The organism is Elusimicrobiota bacterium, from assembly GCA_016706425.1.
In the GTDB taxonomy this organism is placed as follows: Bacteria; Elusimicrobiota; Elusimicrobia; order FEN-1173; family FEN-1173; genus JADJJR01.
In genome coordinates, this window is record JADJJR010000001.1 from 1,270,812 (window position 1) to 1,296,017 (window position 25,206).

Sequence of the window (25,206 nt, forward strand, 5' to 3'; positions counted from 1 at the left end):
TCGGAAAGCACGACGACCACCAAGTACGTGATCATTCAAGGCCAGGCGCGCGCGACAGAGGTGCGGTCGGTGTCGGTTACCCCGAACGGTGGTTCCGTGACCGAAGTGGTGTCGGTCACACGCAACAGTTACAACAAGGAAGGACAATTGACGGGCAGCTCTACGACAAGCACGGAAACCACCGTGCAACCGCCTTTGAACGCCACGGGCGGTGGCACCGCCGCCGTGGCGGGGGGAACAGCGGCACCCGCCGTCAGCTCCTCCTTCGCTGCCGAACTCAACGCTTGGCGGACCGCCTTGTTTGCCCGCGGGGAAACGCAGCGCGACACTTTCCTCGGTTCTGTGATGGCGGAATTGTCGCCTCTTGTGAACGGGCTGGTGGGGAATTCTATTCGCCAATTGGGCGAGCGCCTGGTGTTGTTCTTCGAGGGGAAAAACCTTGTCCCCGCCGGCGGTTCCCTGGAGCTGCGAAACATCGTCATGGAGGGCCTGACCGCCCTTTATTCACCGGCGGCTCTCGTCACCTCGGGCCTTGTGAGCGCGCTGATCAAAGTGGCCTACAGCATGGCCGCCGCCCTTTTCAACGACCGGCCGGCGCGCACGCCGGTGGCCAACGCCGGCTTGGATGGTCAAGGCGCCCTCCTCGGCGTCACCATGGGCGGCGGGACGCCCGCGCCGATCACGGCCGCGGGAACCGCGTTGATTCAGACCGTTGGCGGCGGGGTTTTGACAAACGCCACGGTGCGCTCCCAGCTCTTCTCTTTGGGCGCCGCCGGGGTGGCGCGGACGCTTTCGGTCGCTTTTAACGCCGATTCGGAAACGCGGGAAATGCGGTCTATTTTGGCCAACCCGCCCGACGGCTCGGTCCTTACCAAATCAACCACGGTGAACACCAACGTGATTTTCTGGGGCCAGGCGCAGTTGGTTCGGTCGGACACGACTTCCACCACCTACACCGGCGTGATCGGCGGCAACCTTAATGACGTTGGCAGCGTGCGCACCGCCACGAGTTGGATGACGTACCAATACAACGCCGTGGGGCAGTTGGTGACGGTGGAAGGCGCCTCTAGCGGGAAAACGATTCAATACCACGTGGACCGGGACGTTAACGGCCGAGTGGTCGGCCAGTCCACCAGCGTTTCCACCTTTGACACCACCAACGTTTACGTGGTGCGGGGCGGGCGCGCGTTGTTGATGTCCGCGACGACGGTGACCAAGTCCGAAAACGGTGCCGCAAAAACAACGACAACGTCCACCGTGGACTACACCTACGACAACCGGGGGCGCATGATCGGCGCTTCCGGAACGGAAAACACCACGTCGACGACCCAGGTGTGGACAGACGCGCTCAATGGCAGGCCAGGTCATTACTCCACCAAAACGAGCCAATCCACGGCCACCCAAAGCTATATCATCCGTCGCGGGCAGGCGTTGTTAAAGCAAACGGTCACGACGACAAGCGACGGCCAACGCGGGACGGACGGCAGTTCGGAAACCGTCATGACGGTGACCTACGAATACAACGCCCGCGGCCAGGCGGTTTCGGCCCGTGGGACCGGCACTTCCACCGCTTGGGAAAAGAAATTCAACGATCCGGACGGCGACGGGGTGGGCACCTGGGCCATAGAATCCGCCACAAACTCCATGGAGCAAACCTTTGTTCCCGGCGTGGGCGGCGTGGTGTTGGCTTCCCAAACCACACGCAGCGGATCGACCCGGCCGGATGGGACTTCCGACAGCCAGGTCATCACGGTTTCCTACAGCTACAACCTCAAGGGCCAGATGACGGGCGCGTCGGGGCGGGGAACTTTCAGCGCCCACGAGCCTGAGGCGTTGAACTCCACCACCAATATCACGGAGAACGGGAAAAAGAAAAATCCGGAACCTCCCAAGAACCCCAATCAGCGCGGCACGGATTCTTCGGGATCAATTTACCAGGGCTATATCATTAAAGGCGGGCAAGCTTTGTTGGCCACGACAACGACAAACACCACCACTGTCACTTCGCAAGGCACTTCGACCTCGAGCGTGACTGTGACCTACCGGTACGACGCCCAAGGGGTCATGATCGGCGCCGCCGGTCGCGGAACCACCAGCGGCGAGGATTATGAAGGCACGATCACACAAACCTACGCCATGTTTGAGGGACGGGCTTTGATCACCAGTTCAGTCGTGAATACCACGTCGACCAAAACACAGGGGTTTGTGACCACGCACGTCAACAGTGTTGTGACCACCCTTTACCGATACAACAGTGACGGGCATTTGATCGGCGCCCACGCCACGGGCACGATCCGGATTTACGGCGGCGGGGAGAAGACCACCAGCAGTTCCCATACGGTAAAGATGTCTTTGACCACCAACAACGCCACGAACGGCAAAGACGACAACGGGGATGGGAAAGTTGACGATCCCGGGGAACGGGAGATGAGCGCTGGGAGCGATGGGATCGATAACGACAAAGATGGAAAAGTCGACAACCCTGAAGAAAAGAATTTGACGCAGGACGTCACGGTCAGTCAAAGTTCAACCACCACCGTGACGGTGTCGGGGAGCGGTTCCACCGAAACGTGGTTCGGAATTTTCAGCGGTTCGGCCAAATCGTTGCGTTCGGTCTCGTCCACATCGGGGCAAACCAACACCTACACCCATTCCTCGTCCACGCTCATCCAGGAGGACGGTGATATCTTCCATTCCGAAAGCGGATCAAGCGGTGGAACGGTTTGGGGCAGTCACACGCTGGAGGTGAACACCTACGATTTGAACGCCCGGTTGACCAGCAGCAACCGCACCGAGGAAAACATGTCCCGGTACCTTCCCACGGACACCTGGAGCCACTTCTGGTCCGAGGCGTTGGATGATCAAAACCGACCCATTACCGATTATTGGGTTCACAACGGGGCGTTGGATTACGGCGCTCGCGTCGAAGGGATATACCTCGACAACGCGGCGGTCAACGCCATCAACAACCTGGCGACGGTTTCGGGCGGGTGGGTGACCAGTCTGGATTTGAGCGACACCGGAAAATTGCTGATCGGCCTCCAATACTTCGAGGGGGTCCAACGACCGGGCACGGGTCTTTTAAAGGCCAGCGACGAGGACACCAGCACCCAAGTGGTGGGGTCCATCTCCATCGGTTTGGAGTTGGGGAGCAGCGCCGCGGGCAATTCGCTCAGCTCGGTGATTGTGCCGGAGGACATTGGGGACGGGATGCGTTTGGTGGACGCGATGCGTTCCAAGAACGGCGACCTCTTCCGCAGTCTCGGCATGGAATTGTCCAAACGGGAAAACCCGTGGTTCCAAACCGCGACCATGTACATGGCGGGGTTCGATTTCGGGGACGGCACGGAAGAGAAAAAAGGCGGCAACGGCATGACGCTGACCGTGAGCGCGGACGGTCAAGGCGGCTCTAAAACCACCTTGACCGAATTGCGCGACAACAAGCCCGTTGTCAGCCTGTCGCTGTCCGATACGACGACGCTTAATCAGGGCGTTTCGCTCATTAACGCGGCGCCCACCACCAGCGCCGATGCCTTCGCCGTTTGGGCGGCGGCGCGCATGAGCGAGGGGACCCTTACCGGCGTTTCCTTCCATTTGCCGGGGTTCGACCACGAAACCGGCACGGGCATGATTCTTATTGGATCCAAAGAAGAAAACCAACCGGTCCAGTTCGATATCGCCGTCATGGAAGGCAATGTGTCGGTTTTCCGCGTGACCCTTGGCGCGGGACAGGAGAACCGGACCAGCGGCATTTCAGCCGCCGTGAACATGATCGGTGCCCTGGATCGGACAAATGGCATGGCCTTTGCCCGAGGAATCTCCGCCGCCCAAGACAGCGGGATGGTGAAAAGCCTTTGGGTGAGTTTCGCGACCGGGCTGGGCACCGCGGTCTTTAATCTACTCTCCAGCGCTTCCGGTCGCCAGTTGCTGGCCAAGATCGCGGGCGTGGCCAGCTTGGGTCTGCCGGCGAACATCAAAGATTTGAGCTCCTTTGGGGCCTACGTGAAAGAGACGAGCCTCGCCAACGCGTCGCTTTGGAAGGACGACAACGGCGACGGCGAAGCCCAGGACAGTGAAATGAAGCCTCTCGCCCAAGTGGCGCCGGAGGCTATGGCGGCTGTGAGGAATTCCTACGTCAGTCTTCGCAGCGGTGGTATGAGTTTGGGGCGGGGCACGGACAACGCCTCGGTGTTTGCCGTCCAAATGCGCTTGAAAGACGAGCACGGCCACACCTTCGGCCAGTTGGGCGCCAATTACACCGCGAAAAACGGCGGGGCGATGGAATACACGGTCACTCCGAACTTGGCCAACCCGCGCATTGCGGCGCTTTATATGCCTTTGATCGCCGCTTTGATGGGATTCCCGGCTGTTCGCTCCATGGAGGAGCTGCGCGTCGCCCTGTTGACGGATCCCGGTGTGCGTGCGCGGTTCAAAACCACGCCGATCGTTTTCGATGGCGGGGAAACGACGCTCTTTGACTTTGTCGGTGGGGAACGCTTCTTTAGCTTGCTGGCGGAGGGGCAAGTCAATCTGGCCGCGGCTCAATTGTCCCTTGGTTCGTTGGCGGGGAATTTCTTCGCCCGGACGAGTTTCACGATTGTGGATTCGAGCCGGAAAGCGCTCGCGCACTTCAGTGGGGCTTTTGAAGCCAAGGATCGCTCCTATGAGCGTCGCTTGTCCCCGGAATTGAAACACCTGGCCGTGCGGAACGCCATCGCCCCCGTGTTGGGGCGGATTTTGGGGCTTTCCAATATCACGGACGCCGCTTCCCTGGAACAAAACCTTCGCCAAAACCCCGCGTTCATCAACCGCATCGGCTCGGCCAAGGTGGTCGGCGAAGACGGAATGGAGCGGACTTTGAGCGGTGTGTTCGGGGACGAATTCTTTAACGCGGTGAAGAACGGCCGCTTGGATTGGGCGGAAAGCAATATGTCCATCGGGTTCAACGGAAAGAACGACGCGGTCGCCGACTTCTCGTTGGCTCTTCGCGACACCGGCGGGGCCCTTCTGGGGCATATGACGGGTTCCCTTGACGCGTCCACGGGTCGGTTGTCGGTGGCCATTTCGCCCAACCTCAAAAACGAACAAGTGGTCGCCCTGGTCGTTCCCGGCCTGGCCGCGGTTTTCGGGTTGGGAACGGTTCGCTCTCCCGCGGAGCTGGATGCGGCGTTGAAGGCAGCGGGCCGCCTGAATGAATTGGCCAACGCTAAAATCACGATCGGCGAGCAAAGCGTTTCGTTCCGCGAGTTGTTTGGGCAGGGCGCCTTTGACGCTATCGCCCAAGGGCGACTGGATTGGGACGCCAGCAGCTTGAGTTTTGGATTCAACGCTTCCGGGGATGTCAACGTCAGCATCGCTCTGGCGGTTCGAAGCGCCAACGGGGACTTGATCGCCTACCACTCGGCGGGCGTTGACACGAAAACGCGCAAATTCACTTCCGGCGTCACACCGAACCTCCAAAACCTGACTGTTCGGAACGCTCTGGCGAACGGCATGGCCCGGCTCTTGGGCGTTGGTTCGGCTTCTTCGGCCGCCGAACTTGAAAATAAATTGAAAGACCCCGCCGTCCGACAGCGGTTGCAAAGCGCCACCATCGAAGTCCCCGGCCAAGGCCGGCAAACATTGCGCGCGGTTTTTGGCGGAGCGTTCTTTGACGCTATGGCGGAAGGGCACATCAATTGGGATGAGAGCCGCCTGTCTTTTGGCAATGACGGCGACGGCCGGCCCACGGTGGACATCAGCTTGGCCGTGGAGGGACGGGACGGGTTGATCATCGGCCGTCACGTGGCCTATGTGGAGTCCAGCACGGGCCTTCTGTCCCGCGGGGTCTCCCCCGAACTGTCGACCAAGCGGGTCATGAACATGGTGGCGGCCGGATTGGCCAAGATCCTGGGCCTGACGGGCGTGACCAACGCGGCCCAGTTGAAAGCAAACCTGGAAAACCCTGCTTTTATCGCCCAGCTCAAGGCAAAGGTTTTGGCCGATATCGGCGACGCTCAAACCCGCGAAATCGTCAACGCGGTGTTGGGCGCCTTTATGACGGGCGGGAAAATCAGCTGGAACCACTCCAGCTTAACCTTCGGCACCAGCGGCAATGGCCAGCCCATGTTCAATGTGTCGATCGCTGTCTTGGGGTCCAATGGGCGGGTGCGCGGACACATTCAAATGAATTGGGATGCGGAAAAAGGCGGGTTTTCAACCACCGCCTCCATTCAAGCCCGGGAAATCGCCGGGTTGTTTACCGGCAATTACAGCGCCGGGGCCATCCTGGGACGAGCTTTGGCTTCCTACAATTCGGCCCTTTTCTCCTTCCTCCAAGGCGGGAGCCTCGATTTGAACGACGGCACCGTCACGGTCGGATTGGGCGCGGACGGCAAGGCCGTCGTCAATGTGGATGTGGCCTACCGGGACGCCCAAGGTCGTTCCATGGGTCGCTTGGGCATCAATTGGGACGGCGAGGACAAAACCCTCAACACCTACTGGTCGGGCGATTTGGAACGCGGGGCGATGTTGAACGCGATCCAGACTCTGCTTGGCTACAACCCCCTCTCGGCGAACCCGGACGGGGTGGTCTCCGCCATGAACTTGCCCGATGCCAAAGCGGGGCAACTGGCGGCGGCCATGCGGGGCGCGGTTTTTGATTTTTCCCGCTCCAAAGTCACCATCGGCACCACCAGCGCCGGCGACCGCATTTTCCAAATCAACGCGGACATCATCCAAAGTGGCAAGAAAATCGGCGAGTTCTCCATCGGGTGGGACAAGGAGAAAAAAGGCTTCAACCAGTTCATGCGGTTCGAAGGGGTCCTCCCGCCGGCCTTGGCCAATGTCTTTGGGGCCAACAACATTTGGGCTCAGCTGAACGAAGTGACGGTTTTGGGAACCGGAGACGGAATCTCCGTTAATGCCTCCCAGGTTTTGAACTCCGCGGGCGCCCACGTGGCCACCAACAGCGGCACCATCACCATCGGGTTGGACGGCGGCCGAGAGGCGGTCATGGCCGCTTCCTTTGACGTTGTCCGAAATGACGGGGGCCAGCCAATCGGGTCGTTTGGGATCTCTTGGGACGTGAAAGGTTCGGGGTTCTCCCGTCAGATGGAACTTGATTACGGGAAAATGACGGCCGGAGAGCGGGCGGCGGTTATCAATCTGTTTGAGTCCGCCATCGCCAGTAATTCCCAAAGCACCATCGGCCGGTTCTCCCGATCGGCGAACCAGGCCGCGGCTGATGAGCAAGCCACGGGTGGGCGGAGTGGCTACTATGGGTGGGTGGGGGGTGGGTGGGAGAGTGAATGGAATGGAGGTTATGGGTGGATTGAAGATAGTTCCCCTTACACCGTTGACCAAGCGGTCAATTCGGCCATGGCGGAGCCCCAGTTGGTTCAGACCGCGGGGTTATCTTGGGGGGGGGAATACGACTACTTTACTTATTGGAATTCCTGGAATCAGGAGCCGACTTACTCGGGTTTCTATGGCATGGTGGGGGAATACAAGGGCTTTTACTTCGGGTACGGTGAATTCGGCTGGGGTTGTTTCGGGACCGACAAACAGGGTTGGGCCGCGTCGCAAGCGCGCTACGCCCCGCAAACGGGCCACATGGGCACGGCCTATACGAAAACATGGTGGGGTTTGGTCGGCGGCGGGGAAACGACGTGGGTGGTGACCAACGCGGGCGCCGCCCGCAGCGGGGGGTTTAACGCCAGCACCTCCCAAATCTTCCGGTACGACAAGTACCAAGGTTCGGCCGAGCAGCAGTGGTCCCGTTACGGCGGCTCCAACAAAAACAGCCTCCCTTTCGGCACGGTGGACACCACCACGGGCAAATTGCAAATGGGCAGGACCGCCACGGGGGAATTTTATCTCCGAGAGACACAGAACGTGCGGAGCGGCGGCGATGTCGTCGGTGAATATATTCGGGGCATTTCGGGTTCCGGGGAGAATGTCCGCACCGACAGCTACGTCTCCTACAAACTGACGCACGCTTCCGTCCAATCCGCCATCGCCTCGGGTGTGTTGCCCCGGTTCGGCCCCAACGCCCCCGAAATCGGCCAGCTTGACTGGAATTCGGGACGGTTGAATATGGGCATCCAGGGCGGGGACCGCGTCGCCCGGGTGGTCTTCGATATCATCGACCCGTCCACGGGCGAAATCATGGGCCAACGGGTGGACGGCCTCACGTTCCCCACCGAGACGGTGGTGGAACACGGCGCCACAGTCGAGCGGTTGGTTACCTACGCGGACCACTTTTCCACTTACGATCTTTCCAAGGAATCCGTCCAGCGCTACATCTCCGCCGGGGCGCTGAACTTGCCCTACTCCGAAGCGGGGTTGGCCGGCTGGACCCAAATCGGCGTTGAAAAGCGAAACGACGGAACGTTGACCATCGGCACCCAAAGCGGGAAGTACAGTTACTATGTCAATCGCTCTATCTTCGACGACAAAGGCAACAAGATCGGGACCCACGTCTTCGGAACCGTCAGCGGGAAGTCCCACAACACCCGGACCTACGATCTCGCCAAAGGATTTGTGCAACAGGCCATCCGGGATGGCCGTCTCCCCATGCCTTCGATGTCCGGGGCTTTGGGAGGGATTAACGTTAACGCCAAACCGCTAGGAACGAACATCGAGGGCGAATATGTCGTCGGTGTGGTGAACAATCAATTCCAGTGGACCGTTTCCTGGGACGTGAAAAATTCCAACGGCCACGTGGTGCTCCATTTTGAGAGGGGTTACCGGGACGGCCACGGCCGCTTCGCCACGGATCAGGTGATCCATTCCGTCGACGGAAAAGGCCGCGTTCTCAGCGATACGGAAACCCGCTGGAACGAGGGCAACGGGTACAGCGTCAACACCCGCAACAACGTTGTTTACGACGGGGCGGGGCGGGTGTATTCCTACAACGGATCCGTGTCCCAAAACGGTGGCGCCGCCGCTTATGTGACGGTCCACTGGATGCGTCACGACAGCAAAGGTCGGGAAATCGGCCGGCACATGACGGTGAGTTGGTCGGGTTCGCATTACGGTCTGCTGGGCGGTCTCACTGATGGTTCCGATGGCTGGCAGTACGGTTCCGCCACGGTGACGGTGGTTAAGAATTATGACGCGGATGGTCAGCTGAGTTATCAGAGCATCTCGGGAACCGTTCATTCCGCGAGCAATAGCCAGTTGTCACGCTACGAAGGCTACAGCAGTAGTTTCGGGTTTTCTTACACTCAATATAATATGCAGTACGACAGTTACGGCCGGTTGACGTCGAGCTCTTACGTCAAGACTTCTCCTTCGACCACTCAGGTGAAGAGTGGAAAACGGGGATCAAAAACAATTGTTCAAAACATGACCACGTCGGGGAGCACCTCAAACTCCCAGTTCGACCAATTCGGACGGGCGGGGGCCACCTTCAGCTCCTACAGCAATTCTGACGGGTCCCACGGGTGGACCCAAACCTCCAACATCGTTTACAACGAATACGGCAACGTCCTCTCGCAAACCGAACGGTACCACAGCTTCCAGCCGCCCGTTGGCAAAGGCGGCTCGCAAACCACCGATGGTTTGCGGACCGTCACGTTTGATTACGACGGGAACAATCAGCTGACCAAACGGAATGAAAACAAGGTGTGGGAAGACACCAAGGTCAGCGGCGGTGGAGGTTCCGCGGGCGGGTTCCTTGGGATCATTATCGCGGTGGTTATTATCGTTATTGCGGTCGTGATCGCCGCCGCTGTGGTTGCCGCCATGAGTGGTGCCATGACCACCTTCTCTTCCGTCATGTCCACTTTTTTGGAGACACTGGCCACATCGGGGTTTGCCGCCGCCATGGGGACCATGGGGACTGTCGGGTTGGTGGCCTTTGTGGGGGCGGTGTTTGTTTTGAATTTTGCCGTGGCCTACATGATGACCGGCAACCTTGAATTCGCTTTGATACAAGGGGCCATCGCGGCGGTTTCCGCCTACTTTATGGCCACCGGCGCTCTTTCCTCGGCTGGCGGAGGCGCCACTGGAACCGTGGCCAAAGACAGCGTTTTATCAAACGCTGTGAATTATTTGACTCAAGGGATCGCGGATAAAACAATGCAAGGGCTGGCCCAATTTATGCTCAAGGAACTTGCGGTTCGGAGCGTGGGCTTGATCGTTAATGAATTGTTCCACGATTTGAACCCCAATTTGGGGTTCTTGTCGAGCCTCGTGACGTCAGCCGTCACGGCGGGGCTCACCGGAGGGGCCAATACAAATTGGACCGATTCGTTGATGAGCGCCGCCAAGCGGGTGGCCGTCAGCGCCGTGGTTTCAAAAATATTGGGGGAAAAATACGGGTGGCTTACGGCCTTCGTATCATCGTTCATTACCTCCAGTTTTGGAGAAAGTTCCGACCCCGACGCCTATGGAAAGGGCGTGTTGGCGGGTTTTGCCAACTCCTTGGCCAGCAAATTGAACCAGGTTATGCAGAAGAAATACGGTTATTTGATGGCCACCCCCTCGGGGAATGGCAAATCCAATCTGACCGCGGTGGGACAAATGATGACCAACGCGATCTACGAGGCCGGCGAGGGTTTGGGGCGATACCTCGGTATCAAAGTTTACGACGGAGCTCGGCAGGAATATCAGGAAAAGTTGCAACAAGTCCGCGATGCCAAAGATGATGTTCAATCGTTTTTGACTTTGCCCACGATTAAAGGTCTCTGGGAATCGCTTAGCCAGGAAGGACAAATGCAGGTGATGGCGGATTACAGCGGTCAAGGCAATAGCGCGAACATCGCCACCGCTCTCGGCAATGTTTTAAAAAGCGGCGATGAAAAAATGTTTCTCCAAACGGAAACGGGGCCCCGGGTCAGCAATTTTGGCGATATGTTGCTGAAAAGTGGGCCCGATTTGGCCGGCCTCTTGGGTCTGACAACGGATTTGATGGGGTCGTCGTGGTTGGGCAACATCGACACCCTGGCCGCCAGTCGGCTGGCCATTCTGACAGTTCAGAATCCGGAACTTTCGTCCAAAGAGCGGGCGACGTTGATGCTGCTTTCGCCGGATCAGTTGAGCAAGATTGATTTGACCAAGGTCCGCGATGTTTACGCTGGTTTTGCAAACGGCAAAAATCTGTTAATGGTCGATATGCTCGGGTCGGGTATCAAAGACCCGAAATTCGCAAAATTCGTCGACACGGTGGGCTTGCAGAACGACATGCTCCGGGTCATTTTTGACCTCGACACAGGGAAGATGGGGTTGGACGTAACCCGCGCGTTCGCCAATATCACCGCTGAAAACGTCGGTAAATTCACCAAAGCCCTTCAGTCGGCGTTTGTGGATGTGATGGGCAATAAAGAGGCCTGGGCGAAAATTGAAGGTGTTGTGAACGCCTTGAAGTCGGACTTGGTGGGGGCGCAGGTCAGCAAATTCGTCATTTGGGAAGACGGCGTCAACGTCGAGTTCTCTCAGTCTTTCGATGCGCTCAAGAACGCCACCATCAAATCAATGGCCGGGGCTTTGGGCTACGGCTCGGGCGACCGGGTCGAATTCCGCATCAGCGAAAAAGGCGCTTTCGTGGTGGGCAAGGCCAGCGCCTTCGAGGGCTTGACCGGGCAGGAAGCTCTGAAGAGAACAACGGCCGCCCTGGGGGAGAACGGGAACGCCATGGCCGCCGCCTTTGCCTCCGCTTTCACGGGTGTGAAAGGAAGCGTGGAGATGCAATGGGCGTTGGCTTTGGGGGCGAGCGGGGAAGCGATTTATCAAGTTCAAGGCGGGGAGCAGCTTTCTATATCGGGGGCGGACCTGGGAATGTTGACCGATTCCGCCGCCGGTGGATTGGGCGCCTTGCGGAGCATTGATGGTGGCGGCATCAAGGTGAGCGCCACCCTCGGTTTGGAAAAAGGCGGCGTTCAGGCCGTCGGCGCCGTGCAAATGACGCTGACCCAAGAGCAAAGCCAAGAGCTGAACGCCAAAATCAAGAACAAAGAATTGGATGAAACGAAACTCCCCAAGAAATTGGTGGATCTCTTGGACACTATGATCCAACGCGATCTGCTCAATAAGGCCGAAAATCTCAACCTGCGCGCGGAACAATCGGCGGGGGGGCTGAACATCAGTCTCACCATGACGGTGAAGGCCAATGGGCTGTCTTCGACGCAATTGGCCCAATTCAAAGCCATGGGCCTTGAAGAAAGGGACGGCGGGTACACCTTCGCCGCCCGCATGAACAAGAGCGGCGTGGGGGCGGAAATACTACCGGTGTTGTCGGCCGATGAGCTGTCGACCGTTGGCCGCATCATGGAAGTGAAAATTGACAACCGACAATTCAAAATGCGATTGGCCGAGGGGCGTTTCGCGGGGGAATTGATCGTTCTTTCTGTCTTGGAAGGGCAATTGTCCCCGTCGGATTATCTGAAAGGCGAGAATCTCAAGGTGTCCCCGAGCGAGATTTATCGCGACAACGATGGGGAATATCATGTGGTCGCGGTCCGGGTGGAAGGGGCTTTTTATCGGTTGCCCGGTGACGAAAAATACGCGTACTCGGGCGCCATGAATATGAATCTTTGGACGGGGGAAATTCGGGGCGTCAACGCTACGTCGCAACGGTTGATGCAAATCCAAACTGAGAACGACGAGTCTGTTTATCTGGCGCAATCCTGGACTCTGATCGATCAGAACAGCAACTGGGGGTGGGGCGCGGTCAATGGGGTCCGGGACGGGAATGGGAATGCGCTTTCCATTGAACTGGATAGGACCAAAATAATCGGTGGGAAAGTGTTGTTCGGGAAAGACTGGGCGCCGATTCGAACCGTCAAGCAAGGAACGGACGGCAAAATCCTGGTTGGGATTGAAATCGAAAGCGGTTATGAAATGGGGCCTTTGACCGTTATCGCTCCCACTGGCCGGGAAACCATGATCGTCACGACGGACTTCTTCATCACGCTTCAATGGGAAGCCGGCGTGTCGGCCAAGGTCACCGGTGAACTGCATATCCAGACCGGCAATGACCAGGCCATGGTGATCTCGCCCAAGGTGTCCGGGGACGTGTTCCTGTTTGTCCAGGAAGATGGAAAATGGACCGCCGGTAAATCCGACATCCGGGTTCAATTTGTCGGGCGGGATGGAAGCAAAGAAGAGGCGATCCTGCGAGGAAGCGTGTCGGGGGCGCCGCAGGCCGAGTTCCTCATCCACCCGTCCGGCCAAGTGCAAATGGTGGGCCGAGCTCACATTTACTCCGAGTCTCTGTCGGTGTACAAAGCGGCTTCGAGGGACTCCGGCAAAGAGCACACGGTGTCGACCCAGGCCACTTTCTTAAATGAGACCAGCAAAAAATACGTCGTCCAAGGCTTGGTGGAGTTCGTTGACGGCCAAGCGGTGCTCAACGGTAACGGGGCGAAGCTGTCTGTGGCCGCGGGAGTGACCGTGACCTTCATGCATCACACGCTCTCCAACGGGGCCGAAGTGATGGTTTCGAACGGACGCTTGTTGAATATGTCCGACCAGGGCAGCGTCACGTTGGAATTGACGGACGGAACCAAAACAGCGCACCTGGCGGTGGAATATTTGGGGCGGTTGGAGACGTCGGGCGTCACCGCTGTGGCCAATCGGCTGACGTTGCTGCGGGGTGATTTGCCGGCGGAAGCGGTCGCTCGCGATACGGGCGAATCCCTGCACATCGTTAGCGGTCAGGGGTTGACCTCCATTAAGATGCAGGGCGATTTGTCGGCCAAAACGTTCTTGACGACCGAAGGGATTACATCGGTCATGGGGGAAATTGCGGCGATTCGGAACCAAGCGGAACGAATCGGGGCCGGACAAGCCGGACTTATGTTCTCCGTGGGATCGGTGGAAGGTGGATTGGTTTACTCCGCGGAGGGGCGGCAGGGAGACAGTGAGCGGGTGGTCGTCCGGGACTGGAAGTCGGCCACCGCGAATCTCATTTACATCACGAACGGTCAGCGGGTGTCGGCGATGAGCGTTAATGGGACCGTGCAGTCCGCGGCGACACTGACTGCGGTCAACAATCAGGCCGATAAGCTGGGGATCACTTCCAATCTGGCAGTCCGGGTGTTGAAAGACGGGCCCGCGGACGAACGAGTTCTTATGATCACGGGCACCACGGTCAACGGGTACACAGCCATGTTCGAAGGGGTTGTTGGGAAAGCCTTGGAGACCAATGTCCGCGCCATTCTGGATGGGACAAGAATCGTTGAATTGAATGGCATGGGAGCCGATAAGCCCGTTGTCCATGCCTTAAACAGTCAAATGGTTTCGCGCAACGTGGTTCGCCTGGATCGGATCATGTCTCTGGGTGACGGACGGTTCGCTGTGATCGGTCAGGACGACCAGGGGCGGCGGGTCGATATTGATCTCACTGTGGACGGCGCTGGCGTCGGAAAGGGGTATTCCAGCCTTCGCGGGGCGGACGGACTGCATGACTCTTTGACTGTTTTCCGGGTTACCGTTAAGGATGTGGTGGACGTGGCGTTTATGAATCGCGTTGGGGGATCCTGGCGGGCGGAAGTCCTCACCAAAGACGGGGGGCGTTGGTCCACTTTGATACACAAAAACGTGACCCAGGTCGGGAAAGAAACGCTCGTGGCCCTTTTAATCGACGCCATGCCGACAAAAGTGGAAGCCGAGGACCGGATCTTGATGTCGAATCTGGGCCTTTTGGCCGATTCGGTTGGGTTTGGGGTGAAAGGAAAAGAGACGAGAGCGGTCATTTACAACGGGAAAGGAGAAGTGTTGGGAAGTGGTTCTGTCAGCGCGGGTGGCCAAGTGAAGGGGTATGCGGATAGGGACGGCGTCATGATGGCTGTTCGCGGGGATCAATTGGTTAGTAACGGGTCGTTGCAGCGCACTGTGGCGGGGCTGGTGGCGGTACCGTCGGGCAAGGTCGACGCGGAGTTCAAAGCCTTGGCGCGAGGTTTAGGGGCCACGTTCATTTCCCTGTCGGGCAAAGTAAGCCTCACGGTCAAATCCGGTGAAGTGCATGCCGAGCGCGGCACGCGGCTTTTGATGCTGGGGGCGAAGCGATCCATCGAACTGACGACCGTCGGCCAGGGCGGACGACTTTACGTTAAAGGCAGCTACCAATCCCAGACATACCAGGTCATCAACGCGGAGCTTAATATAGTCGAAATGCGGCGGACGGTTGGAGATTATTTGACGATGAACAAGGACGGGTTCCGCTTTCGGCGGATGGACGTCACTTCGACGGTTCGCACGCTGGGAAATTTGATGACGGCGCCGGCGGGCATGACCTTGACTCTCCCGAACTCCCAGGGGGGGATTCGCCAGGTTGCGTTGGGCTCCGGGCAAGCCCAACGTGTGGAGATGGCCAGTGGTCAGACCCTGGTCACCCGGGCCATCGTCCCGATCAGCGTTTCCGGTGAACGCGGGGCCGGGCGGACGGTGGAATCGATCGGTTTCGTGTTGGACGGTAAGAAGGGGTTTGTGGGGACCGTGGACGTCAAAGGCCAACTCCTTTCCGGGTCGAAAGTGGTGGGCTCGTACAACTTCGATGCGGCGAAAGGCGCCTACACCGCGACCTATCTGGCGACGACTCTGAAAGCCAAGGACGCCATTTTCGTTCCCCTGGGGATGGAGTTCAAGGAAACGGTGTTGACGGGCGTTTCGGACGGTAAGGATACGATTCGTCTTTCGTTTGAGACCATGGAAGTCAAACAACTGGGGCGGATCTCCGACGCGTCGTTGTCCGGGATGGTCTTGAACCAGGTCAATGGAACGTGGCAGGTGTCCGGCTATGTGGGGACTGGGACTTACACCATGTCTGGGAAGGCCTATGCGGTGGTGTTCTCCGGTCAAGAAATCCGGTTTGTCCAGGACCTTAAAACGAATCCTATCACCACTTACGCCGTCCTCGCGGACGCTTTCGACAAAACAAAAACTTACAAATCCGAAAACCCCAACGCTCAGGTTTTGGGGTTGGAATGGGACGGGATTGGCAATGTGCGAGCGCGGGTGGAGGTGTCGGTGTCGGGCGACATCCGGCTTAATAACCAGGAGGGCGCGGGCGGTGTGGGCGGTATGCCGGGGTGGGTCCGAGCGAGCGTGAACTTGGTGGGTCACAAAGACGCCCGTGGGGAGTTCTTCACGGTCGTGCCTGGAGAAACAGCCAAGATCAGTGCGTTGGTGGTTCCGGCGGAGAAATTGGGGGAAACCTGGCAGGTGGAACAATACTACTTCAAAGCCCCGGATTCGAAAATCATGGTGGGGACGGCGAACTGGGAAATCAACGGCACTTCGGTGGGACAGTCCATCACGTTCCACGCGGACGGCACACGCAGTATCGAGGGGTCTCTCGACAGCTTGAAGGCCACCAGCGTCTTGTTCCAAGGATCCGAAAAGACGGACGCCCAATTTGCCGCTTTGGCGGGCGCTCCCGACCGGCTCAAATCATTGGAAGGCTTTTACGACCAATATAGAGCGTCTTCTCAGTCCACCTATCGCTTGGACATCAGCGAACGAGGCATGGAGGCCGTTTTGGTCGGTCGGAACAGCGAAGGAGAAACCTATCGTTTGATCGCCCGCGGTGGCGAGGGGAATAAGGTCTCCATTCAAGGAACCGCCAAAGGCGGGTTGACGATCTTCGCCCGCTTCGACGTCGAATTCAAAAAAGGCGTTACGACTTTGTCGAACAAAAGCGGATGGGGAGTTTTGGCCAAGGGGACCGCGGGAAAATACGAGGTGGTGGATGGGGTGCAATTCCAAAAGACAGTTCTCGCTCCGACTGGTTACGACTTGTCCAAAGGGGAGCAGAAAAACTTCCAAAATCGCCTAAACAACGGGACCTCCGGTGACAGCTTGGCGGCGCTTTATTTGGACGGTGAAGGCATGTTCACCTCGGTTGTGTCTTCGGCGAACGGACTGACACGGACAACCTCATTGTGGGGCGCGATGGAAGGGCCCACGATGAAAGTCACGAGCCGTCAAATGAACGGGGTGTGGGAATCGGTCTCGGCGAGCGTCGACGGCAAACAGATCACGGCGGAATGGGACAAAGCGGGCAACAAGCATTGGATCGGGAATCGTCAAACGATGGGCAGCGGGAAAGACGCTTACGAAGCCAAGGAAGTTATCGCTAGCGTGATTCACATACAGAACCGCCAGGCGCCCAACGGGCAAAAGGGCGAGTTGGTTTACGTCGCGGTGCGGGAGGAGTTTGAAGGCTTTACCCCGCTCGTTCGCATGGCCGAAGGCCAGGATCGCCTCGTTGTTCGCAATGCCAGCGGGGCGATTTCCAAGGAATATGCGGCGATCATGAGCCTCGGAGGCGAACTCCTTAAACTGCGCGAAACGGAATCTCTGGGCGGCGGGAAATCCAGGATACTTGAATACGACGGGAAAACCCTTAAGGTGAACGCCACCATTGAGACCGGGTTTGTGCGCGATGAGAAAGGCGTCTTGTTGGCCGGAATCACCTCGGTCACTTTCGCCAATGGGAAGGTGTTGACCGCCAACCGTGAATTGAGTCTCGGGCGTGGGGAGTCTTACACGTTGGGGGGGACGGAATTCACAGGAGGCCTGCTCGGTGGATCGCTTTCCTTGAAAGACGGGAAAGTGGATTCGTCCATGGCGGCCAATGAAACCAACTTGGTGGACCCCCGCGGTTGGGGCACCAAAGCCGCGCAATGGACCGGGGATGCGGTGGGCGGGGTGTTCTCCAGCGTGGGGAACTATTTCAAAGCCGTGGGGGGTTCCCTCTGGTCCTACGCTGGCGGGGATAGTAAGTGGGCGGACGAGGCGTTCTGGGGTCTGGGGTTGCGGGATCCGAACGTGGGGGCGTTCAGCGCTTGGTGGACGCTGTTTACGGCCGGGGCGCAGGTGGTGCCTGTGTTCGGAGCGAGGGCGATGTTGATGCGGGGTGCGGGGTCGGTGCTTACGCGCGTGGGTGTTCAGGGCGCGGGCCAGGTCCTGTTGCGCTGGGGCGGGGCCGCGGCGTTGCGCAGCACCGCTTTGGCGGCTGGGGCCGCCACGACCGGTCGTCTGGCGATGACCATCAGCATGACCGACGTTTGGATCGGCGCGATCGGAGCCGGGATGGCGCGGGAACATTTCGCTCGCGGTGACAACGCCACGGGGTTCTTGACCCTCGGATTGGCGATTCTCCCCGCACCGGTGTTGCTCGGATCGGCGAAATTGATCGGGCTCGGGAAGACATTGGCGGCGGAGCGGTTGTTGGGCTCCTTGGTCCCGCGGGTGGGGCCGATGGTGAGCAACACATCGTCTCTCGTGACGACGAGAATTGAATCGATGGTGTGGTCGAAAGTGTTCGGAACCGCCTCCACCATGCGTGTGTTGGGCCTGAACAGTGTGGAGACCGCGGCGCGGTACGGGCTTACAAACACCGCCGACGCGGCCGTCGTGACGAATTTGGTGCGGTTGACCGGAGCCCGGAGTTATTCGCAATTAACGCAATTCTTTGGTGCCGGGTCCCAAAGCCTGCTGAAAGCCCAGGGCATCACCCAAGAATTGGTGGCGGCCGCTGTGGTGGCAACGGCGAAAGAAATCACGGCCGGGGCTGTGGCCGGCGCCATCGGTAAAACCGCCTTGTGGGCCTTGAACCCGTTCTCGAGCGGCGCTCCGGCGGTGTTCCGCCTTTCCGACAAGGCGCTTGGTACGGCGTCCTTCTGGATGGGCCAGTTTACATTACCGAAAGTCCTGCTCAACATTGGGGTTTACGGAGATCCGACGGGGATTAGTGGTTGGCAAGGCGTGGTGCCCATGGCGTTCAGCGCGATGGGGGTCAACCTGTGGCAGGGGTTGGGCTTAAGCGCTGGGACGGTGACGGCCATTCAAACGATGTTGGTCTTCGGGCCCTTTATGACCTCCGGCATGGCGGGGTCGAGCGGGGGGCGGGTGTTCGCAAGTCGAGAAACCGCGGTGGAGTTGGCCCAAGGAGTCCGGACGACGCTTATTACCGGTCCTGCGGGGGCGTTCCAGGCGGCGGGCACCGTTCGGCAGGGTGTGGTCGCTGCTGCCCGGGAGGTTGTGGTGGGCGTGGGGGAAGTTACTGGAACAAACGCCGCTTTGTCTTGGTTGAAATCCATTGGGACCACCGTTATTATGGATCCCGTAAGAGCCTTCTTAGCGGCCGATACAATTCGAAACGGCATTACTATTGGTTTTAAAACAATGGTAAGTGGTTCTTGGAGAGGTATCTCCGGTTACTCCATGCGGGTCGGCCGTGAAGTGGCGGAGGGGCTGAAGACCGGGCTCATCGGTCTGGAACGGACCGTCCGGGACGTCACGGTGTTCAACGCCGCGGCCTACGGGATCGGCGGAGCCATCAACACGGCCGTCGGCGGTTCGCCGAAACAATTCTTCGGTGGATTGATCAATATTCCGACCTTCGGTCAGGGATGGGAAGCGGCCTTCGTGGGGCTCGCCGATACGATCAAGAACACGGCCACGGATCCCATGATGTGGGCGTTCGGCGGGATGGTGGGGGTGTTCCGGCCCATTGTGGGCCCGTTGATGCAGTCGGTGCCGGTGTTCGGGCCTTTCATTAAATACATCAACAAATTTGAGCATATTGCCGGCGGCGCCTGGGCGCGCGGACGGTTGGGGGCCTATCAGCGGTTTACCGTCGAAGAGGGTCTCAAAGAAAAGCCGATCGAGGCCATGGCGCAGGCGCTTCCGCACCAAGTGTCGGAGGTGTTGCAGGAAATGGGCGACCCCAGCGGTCGGGGCCGGCTGAGCACCGCTTCCCGCATGTCGCGGTTCTCCAACCCGGACATCACTCAAAGCGCCCTCAACGCACACGTTCTTGGCACTTCCGAAAGATACGTGGCCGGGGCGATCAACAGTAACGAATACCAGGACTCCGTCAACGCGCGGGTGATATCGCCGACGTTGGCCACCACGGCCCACAAAGACGCGACCTCGCTCATCAACGCCGTCTTGGTGGGCAAAGTGATGGAACAGTCGGGGTTGGTTCCGGGGATTCCTACCAACGCGCGGCTTGAAACGGCCTTGCACGATTTCGCGGGGTCGTTGGCCGAGGAAATGGCGGGCGATTGGGGCGGTTTGGCGGACACGGTCTGGACCGCGACGCAATTGCTGGCCACCCGGCCGATGCTGGAGGGGGAAAGCGTCGTTGACGCCATTGCTCGGGAATCGCAATCCCTCGTGGCCTCGGGTCAAGCGGCGGAACTGGCGCTCTTTGCCCGGGAGACCTTCTCCACCGTGGGGGCTCAGGGGCAATTGGCGTCCCTGAACCAAATTGTCACCGCGTTGGAGGGGTGGCAAGCCGCGTGGACCAACACGCCGGTGGGATCCCAATGGAACGTGTTGGGGCACATGGCGGATCTGACGACGTCGTTGAAAGATATGGGGTTGGATTTCCGCGGTGAGCAGTGGACTTTTGAAGCTCGATTGATCGCCACCATGAAAACGGCACTGGCGTCCGCACCGATGGAAGCGCGGGGGAACTCGGTGGAATATGAAGGGTTTGTGGCCGGGTTGGAAGGGTTCGCCAACGAATTGCGCTGGCGGAACCTGGACGCGACGGGGCTTCTCTTCGCCGGGATGTTGGTGGCGAACCCGGACCTGGTCGAAACGAGCCAAAACACGCCGGCGGCGCAGCGCGGCTCGGATCGGCGCGGGTTGCTGGAAATCATGGCCCGCACGGCGGACCGGATGGACAACCACTTGGCCTGGGCGATCAAAGACGCGGAACGATTGGAATCGCTTGGGATTCCCAACACGGTCAACCAGGTGATTCTCTCGGCGCTTCCTGTACTAGAAGGAGCGCTCTCTGTGGCCCGCGCCACAGCCGATCTGGGTGGGGAAGGGACGAACAAAGGCCTCTTTGGATTGGGCCAGAAGGCGGGGACGAAGTTGGCCGCGGTTTTGGAGGAAAAAGGGTTCTCGCAGGATGTTGTGCGTCAATTGCGGGAAATGCGGGATAACCCGAACGGCTTGAACGCGGGGGTGTTCGCTCCTCTGGCGGAGCTCGCCACGCAGCTCGTTCCCGCTTTGGGGGATCAAGGGCGGCGGTTTGCCGAACGAGCCTCCATGAACAAGTTGGCGTCCTTGGGGGCCGCGCGACTTGAAGGGCCGACGGCGTTTGCCAATCGGCTTGAGGCCATTTTGACGGTGGGAGGCCGGGCGACGCTGTTTACGAACGGGTTTAAATCCTACGCCGAAACATATAAGGAATTTTCCATAAACTGGAAGTCGAATAAACCCTGGATGGAAAAAATCAAAGGGTCAATGCTGGGGGTGTCCCCGGTGGTTGGCGCGGCGATCGGTGCGATGACGGGATCTGTGATCGGCATCGTGAGTCCGCTTTCCTTGCCCCTTCTTGCTCAGTTAAGGGATTGGCACCGGGATTCAAAATGGGGATGGTCTTCGGATCGTCGGGCGGTCGCGGAATGGGCGAAGTTGGAGACCCAATCCTCCGCTTTGAGTTTGGAAGATTTGAGTCGAGCCTCGAATAAGGCCGGTGTGGGGGCGGAGTTGATGATTCGGTTGGCGGGGATTTCCCGTGGACAGGATAGCTCGCCGGCGCTGAAAGTTTTCAACGAACTTTCCGCCTCGGACCGGGAACTCACGACTATCAACGCGGCCTTGGCGGGTCGGACCAACGATCTGGCGGCGGCGCCGGTGGATGTTGACGCGAAGCAAGCGGCGGACGCGCAACAACAGCGGCAATCGGGGGCAACGGACGTGGCGGAGCCGGGAACCGACATGACGAAATGGACGTTCGTCCAACTCAATGATCACATTATGGATTTGAAAGACGAATTGGCACGGATTGTTCGGGACGGTGGTCGCTTTGGGCCGATCTATCAACGGATTTCGAATGTCACCAACGAACTGAACCGACGCATTCAGGAGAGGGAACGGCAACAGCAGAGCGACAAATCTCTGGATGCCGAAACCCGTGAACTGGTCCAACGGGAACTTGGAAACATCGCGGGGGCATGCCTCGGCATGGCGGGGATCCTGAGCACAACGTTCGCGTTGGATGAGACAAAAGACAATATTCGCAACGCTTGGGGGGCGTTGGAGGGATTGAGCACCGCGTTGGGATCCCTGAGCCAGGAGTCCAAGGACGCCTTGTCGCCAGACGAAAAGGGCCTGGGTCCGGATCTGGGCAATGAAATACAGGCGACCCCGCCCGATGGTTCGCCGACCCCGATGCCGACGGGTGGCTTGCCGGGCACGACGGAGACCGAGGAGCAACGGATGGAAGCGCCGGGGGCGCGGGCGACGTTGAGCGAAGCCGGGCAGCTGTGGATGGGCGTGGGGAGCTTTGGGTTGGGCGGCGGTGCGGTTGTGGGGATGGCGCTGGCGGGGTTGACGCTGTGGGCGGCGCCGTTGGCCGCGGCGGGGTTGATGTCGTCGGCGTACTTCCTGGGACAGTGGGGCCGCGAGCGGTCCCTGGACCGGGCGCAGGGGGCGGGTGTGACGGCCTGGGTGGAGGGCGGCCGGGTGCGTGTGACCTGGGAGCGGTTTGCCGGGTTGATGGGCTCGAATTGGATGGGGTGGCTGAACCCGATCGGGGCGTGGAACCGTGACGTGATGGCGTTGGGCGTGATGCGCCACGAGTTGGCGCACCGGGACTTGGGGGCGGGGGAATTCGGGGCGGCGCTGGCGCAGGTGATGCCGACCTTTGTGTCGTTCGCCTACGGGACGGTGCGGGCGCTGTCGAACGTGGCGGCGGGTCGCGCGTGGAACGACGGTTTGGCGTCTTTGAGCGGAGCCACGGCGGAGCGTATGCTGGCCGAACTGCGTGGCACGGACGGGAAGGCCGGGGTGTTGACGTTGCGTGGAGGCGGCGTGACGCCGGCGAAGCGCGGCCTGTGGGGCCGGATGATGGCGGCGCTGGGGTTGGGCGCGGCGGTGGGGACGGCGACGGCGGCGGAAACGGCCGTGGCGGCGGCGCAGGCCGTCAAAGGGCTGTCCTTGGGCGAACACGGCGTGGCGCTGGTGGCAGGGCGGACGGCGACGGCGGTGCCGGCGGAGCCAACGGTGTCTGGCGGTGTGGCGGTGTCGGCGGCGATGATGGAACAGCCGGGCGTGACGCCGGTGCACGCGCACAACGTGGTGATCAACGCGATGCCGGAAAAGCCGGTGTACAGTTTGACGGACGCGATGACGAACCGGCGGCACAATTGGGCGGTGGGGACGATGGAAGACCCGACGTACCACCTGATCGCGGGCCAAGGGACTCGCCGGTGGTGGGTTACCGTGTGACGGCGGAGGGAACGATCGAGCAAGGGGTGGTGACGGCGGAAGGCGTGACCACGGTGACGACGGAGACGGTGGGCGAGGCGGTGACGCGGGCGATCCAGAATGGGGAAAAGATTGACGGGACATTGACGGTGGAAGGGAAGACGGAGTCACTGGCGGTGCCGATGACGACCGGGCTGGTGATGGCGGCGGTATTCCCGGAGGGGTCGACGTGGGACGCCCTGGGGTTGTCTTTGGAAGAATTGAAGAAGCGGATCGAGCAGGTGGAGTCGGCGGTGCGTGTGGCGAAAGAGACGGCGGGGGCGCGGTTGTCGTTGCGGCAGGACCTGCGGGTGCGGGGTCTGGCGTTCATGCACGTGCTGGCGCCGGAGCTGAAGGCGCTGGACCCGATGTTGACGGAGCTGTTGGTGGACGCGCGGCTGTCGAGTCTGATGGCGGAATTGGGTCTGGAGACCAACGCGGAGGGGCTGCGGAAGTCGTTGAAACAGCGGATCGCGGCGTTGGGCGGGATCCGGATGACGCCGAAGACATATAAAGCGCTGGGGATCAATACGCCGAGCCGGCCGATGAGCGATGCAACGTTGAACGGTGTGGCGGAGCGGATGTTGGGGCTGATGCTGCGGGCGGAGGCGAAGGACGGCGTGGCGCCCTTGAGCCGGCGGCCGGTGGTGGAGGTGCGCCGCTACACCGCGGAAGCTTACGCCAAAGCCCACAAGAAGGCGGTGAAAGCCGGCGCGGAAACGGCGCCGAAGGCGTTCGTGTCGCAGGACGGCGAGGTTTTCACGGTGCACCTGGCGGCGATGCCGCTGGAGGAGACGGTGTTGGCGCTGGCGCACGAGGTGGCGCACGTGCCGACGCTGGCGCGGCGTGCGGGGGCGGTGAGCGCTGGGACGTCGGAACTTTTGGTGGAATACCGGATCCAAACGGCGCTGCCGCGTGAGCTGGGGCAATTGAGCCTGTTGGGCCTCCTGCGGGAGATCGACGCGCTGCGGGGTGAGAAAGGGGTGGAGGCGGCGCGGCTGTGGTTGGGGTACCAGTTGACGACGGCGCTGGCGGAGCGGTTGTCGGGTGTGAAGAACGAGGGGGCGCGGAAGTACTGGATGGAGCGGCTGTATTCGGAGGCGTCGCTGAAGGAATTGATGGCGGCGCCGGCGGTGAGCACGCGCGACGCGCGGGTGGCTGTGGTGGCGGCGAGCGAGCTGATGAACGGCAAGCGGGTGAACACGGCGGTGCTTGGGAAGTTCCAGGCGTTGGCGCGGGATTGGGCGGCGACGGAGGGGGGCTCGCCCCTGCGGTTGGTGGTGGTGGACAACCACGGGAAGGGGATGCCGCGGGCGCTGAAACAGGCCCTGCGGACGACGACGCTGAAGGGCGGGGCGCCTGTGTTTGAGGTGATGGACCGGAAGTCGGCGAAGGAGGCCCTGGAATTCAAGGGCGAAGTGGCCGTGATCGATTACACGGGACTGACGGCCCTGCTGCCTGGGTTCCTGGGGACGACGACGCTGGGGGTGCGTGTGGTGACGGGCGAGAAAGCCCTGTGGAAGAACGTCCTGAAGGGGGCGCTGATCGAGATCGGGAGCGCGGTGGACGCGATCAAGAAGGTGTTGAAGGACATGCGGGCGGTGGCGAAGAGCGCCTAACCCCGCCACGGATTGCAACAGGGGGCCCCGGTCCGCAAGGACCGGGGCCCCTTTTTTGGGGGCGTAAAACGCGGTTGGAACACAGCGGTCCGGGGAATAAACGCAACGCTCTCCCCATCGTGGATCTGGCGGGGGGAATGGGGAGATTTTATGGATTCCGGTCAAAAGACGGAGGGGAGTGGATGACGGGCGGGGGGCTTAGCCCGGATAATTCAGTTGCACGCGAGGACCGGCCGGTCGCAGAGCTCCCGGCACCTGGTCACTCGCATAGCTCGTGACACCTGGGGCGCCAGAGGCGCTGACGCGGGGCGGCAGATCCGCTGATGCGAGACGGAAAAGACCGCCCTTTTTACGAAACAAAAATGTGAGAGCGTAGCCGGGA

General features: G+C 60.0%; 2 protein-coding genes (1 of these 2 cut by a window edge). Both read left to right on the forward strand.

The window, feature by feature from the left end; all coding sequences use genetic code 11:
- Window positions 1-23,187, forward strand: the 3' portion of a protein-coding gene (locus IPI56_05145) for a hypothetical protein (GenBank protein ID MBK7545120.1). The gene continues 12,414 nt to the left of window position 1, outside the view; the window shows 23,187 of its 35,601 coding nt (coding positions 12,415-35,601); the start codon falls outside the window, past its left edge; it ends in the stop codon at window positions 23,185-23,187.
- On the forward strand, window positions 23,169-24,824 hold the full coding sequence (locus IPI56_05150; protein ID MBK7545121.1) for a hypothetical protein: 1,656 nt from the start codon (window positions 23,169-23,171) through the stop codon (window positions 24,822-24,824). The genes IPI56_05145 and IPI56_05150 overlap by 19 nt, the downstream gene beginning before the upstream one ends.
- Window positions 24,825-25,206: the final 382 nt, after the last annotated feature.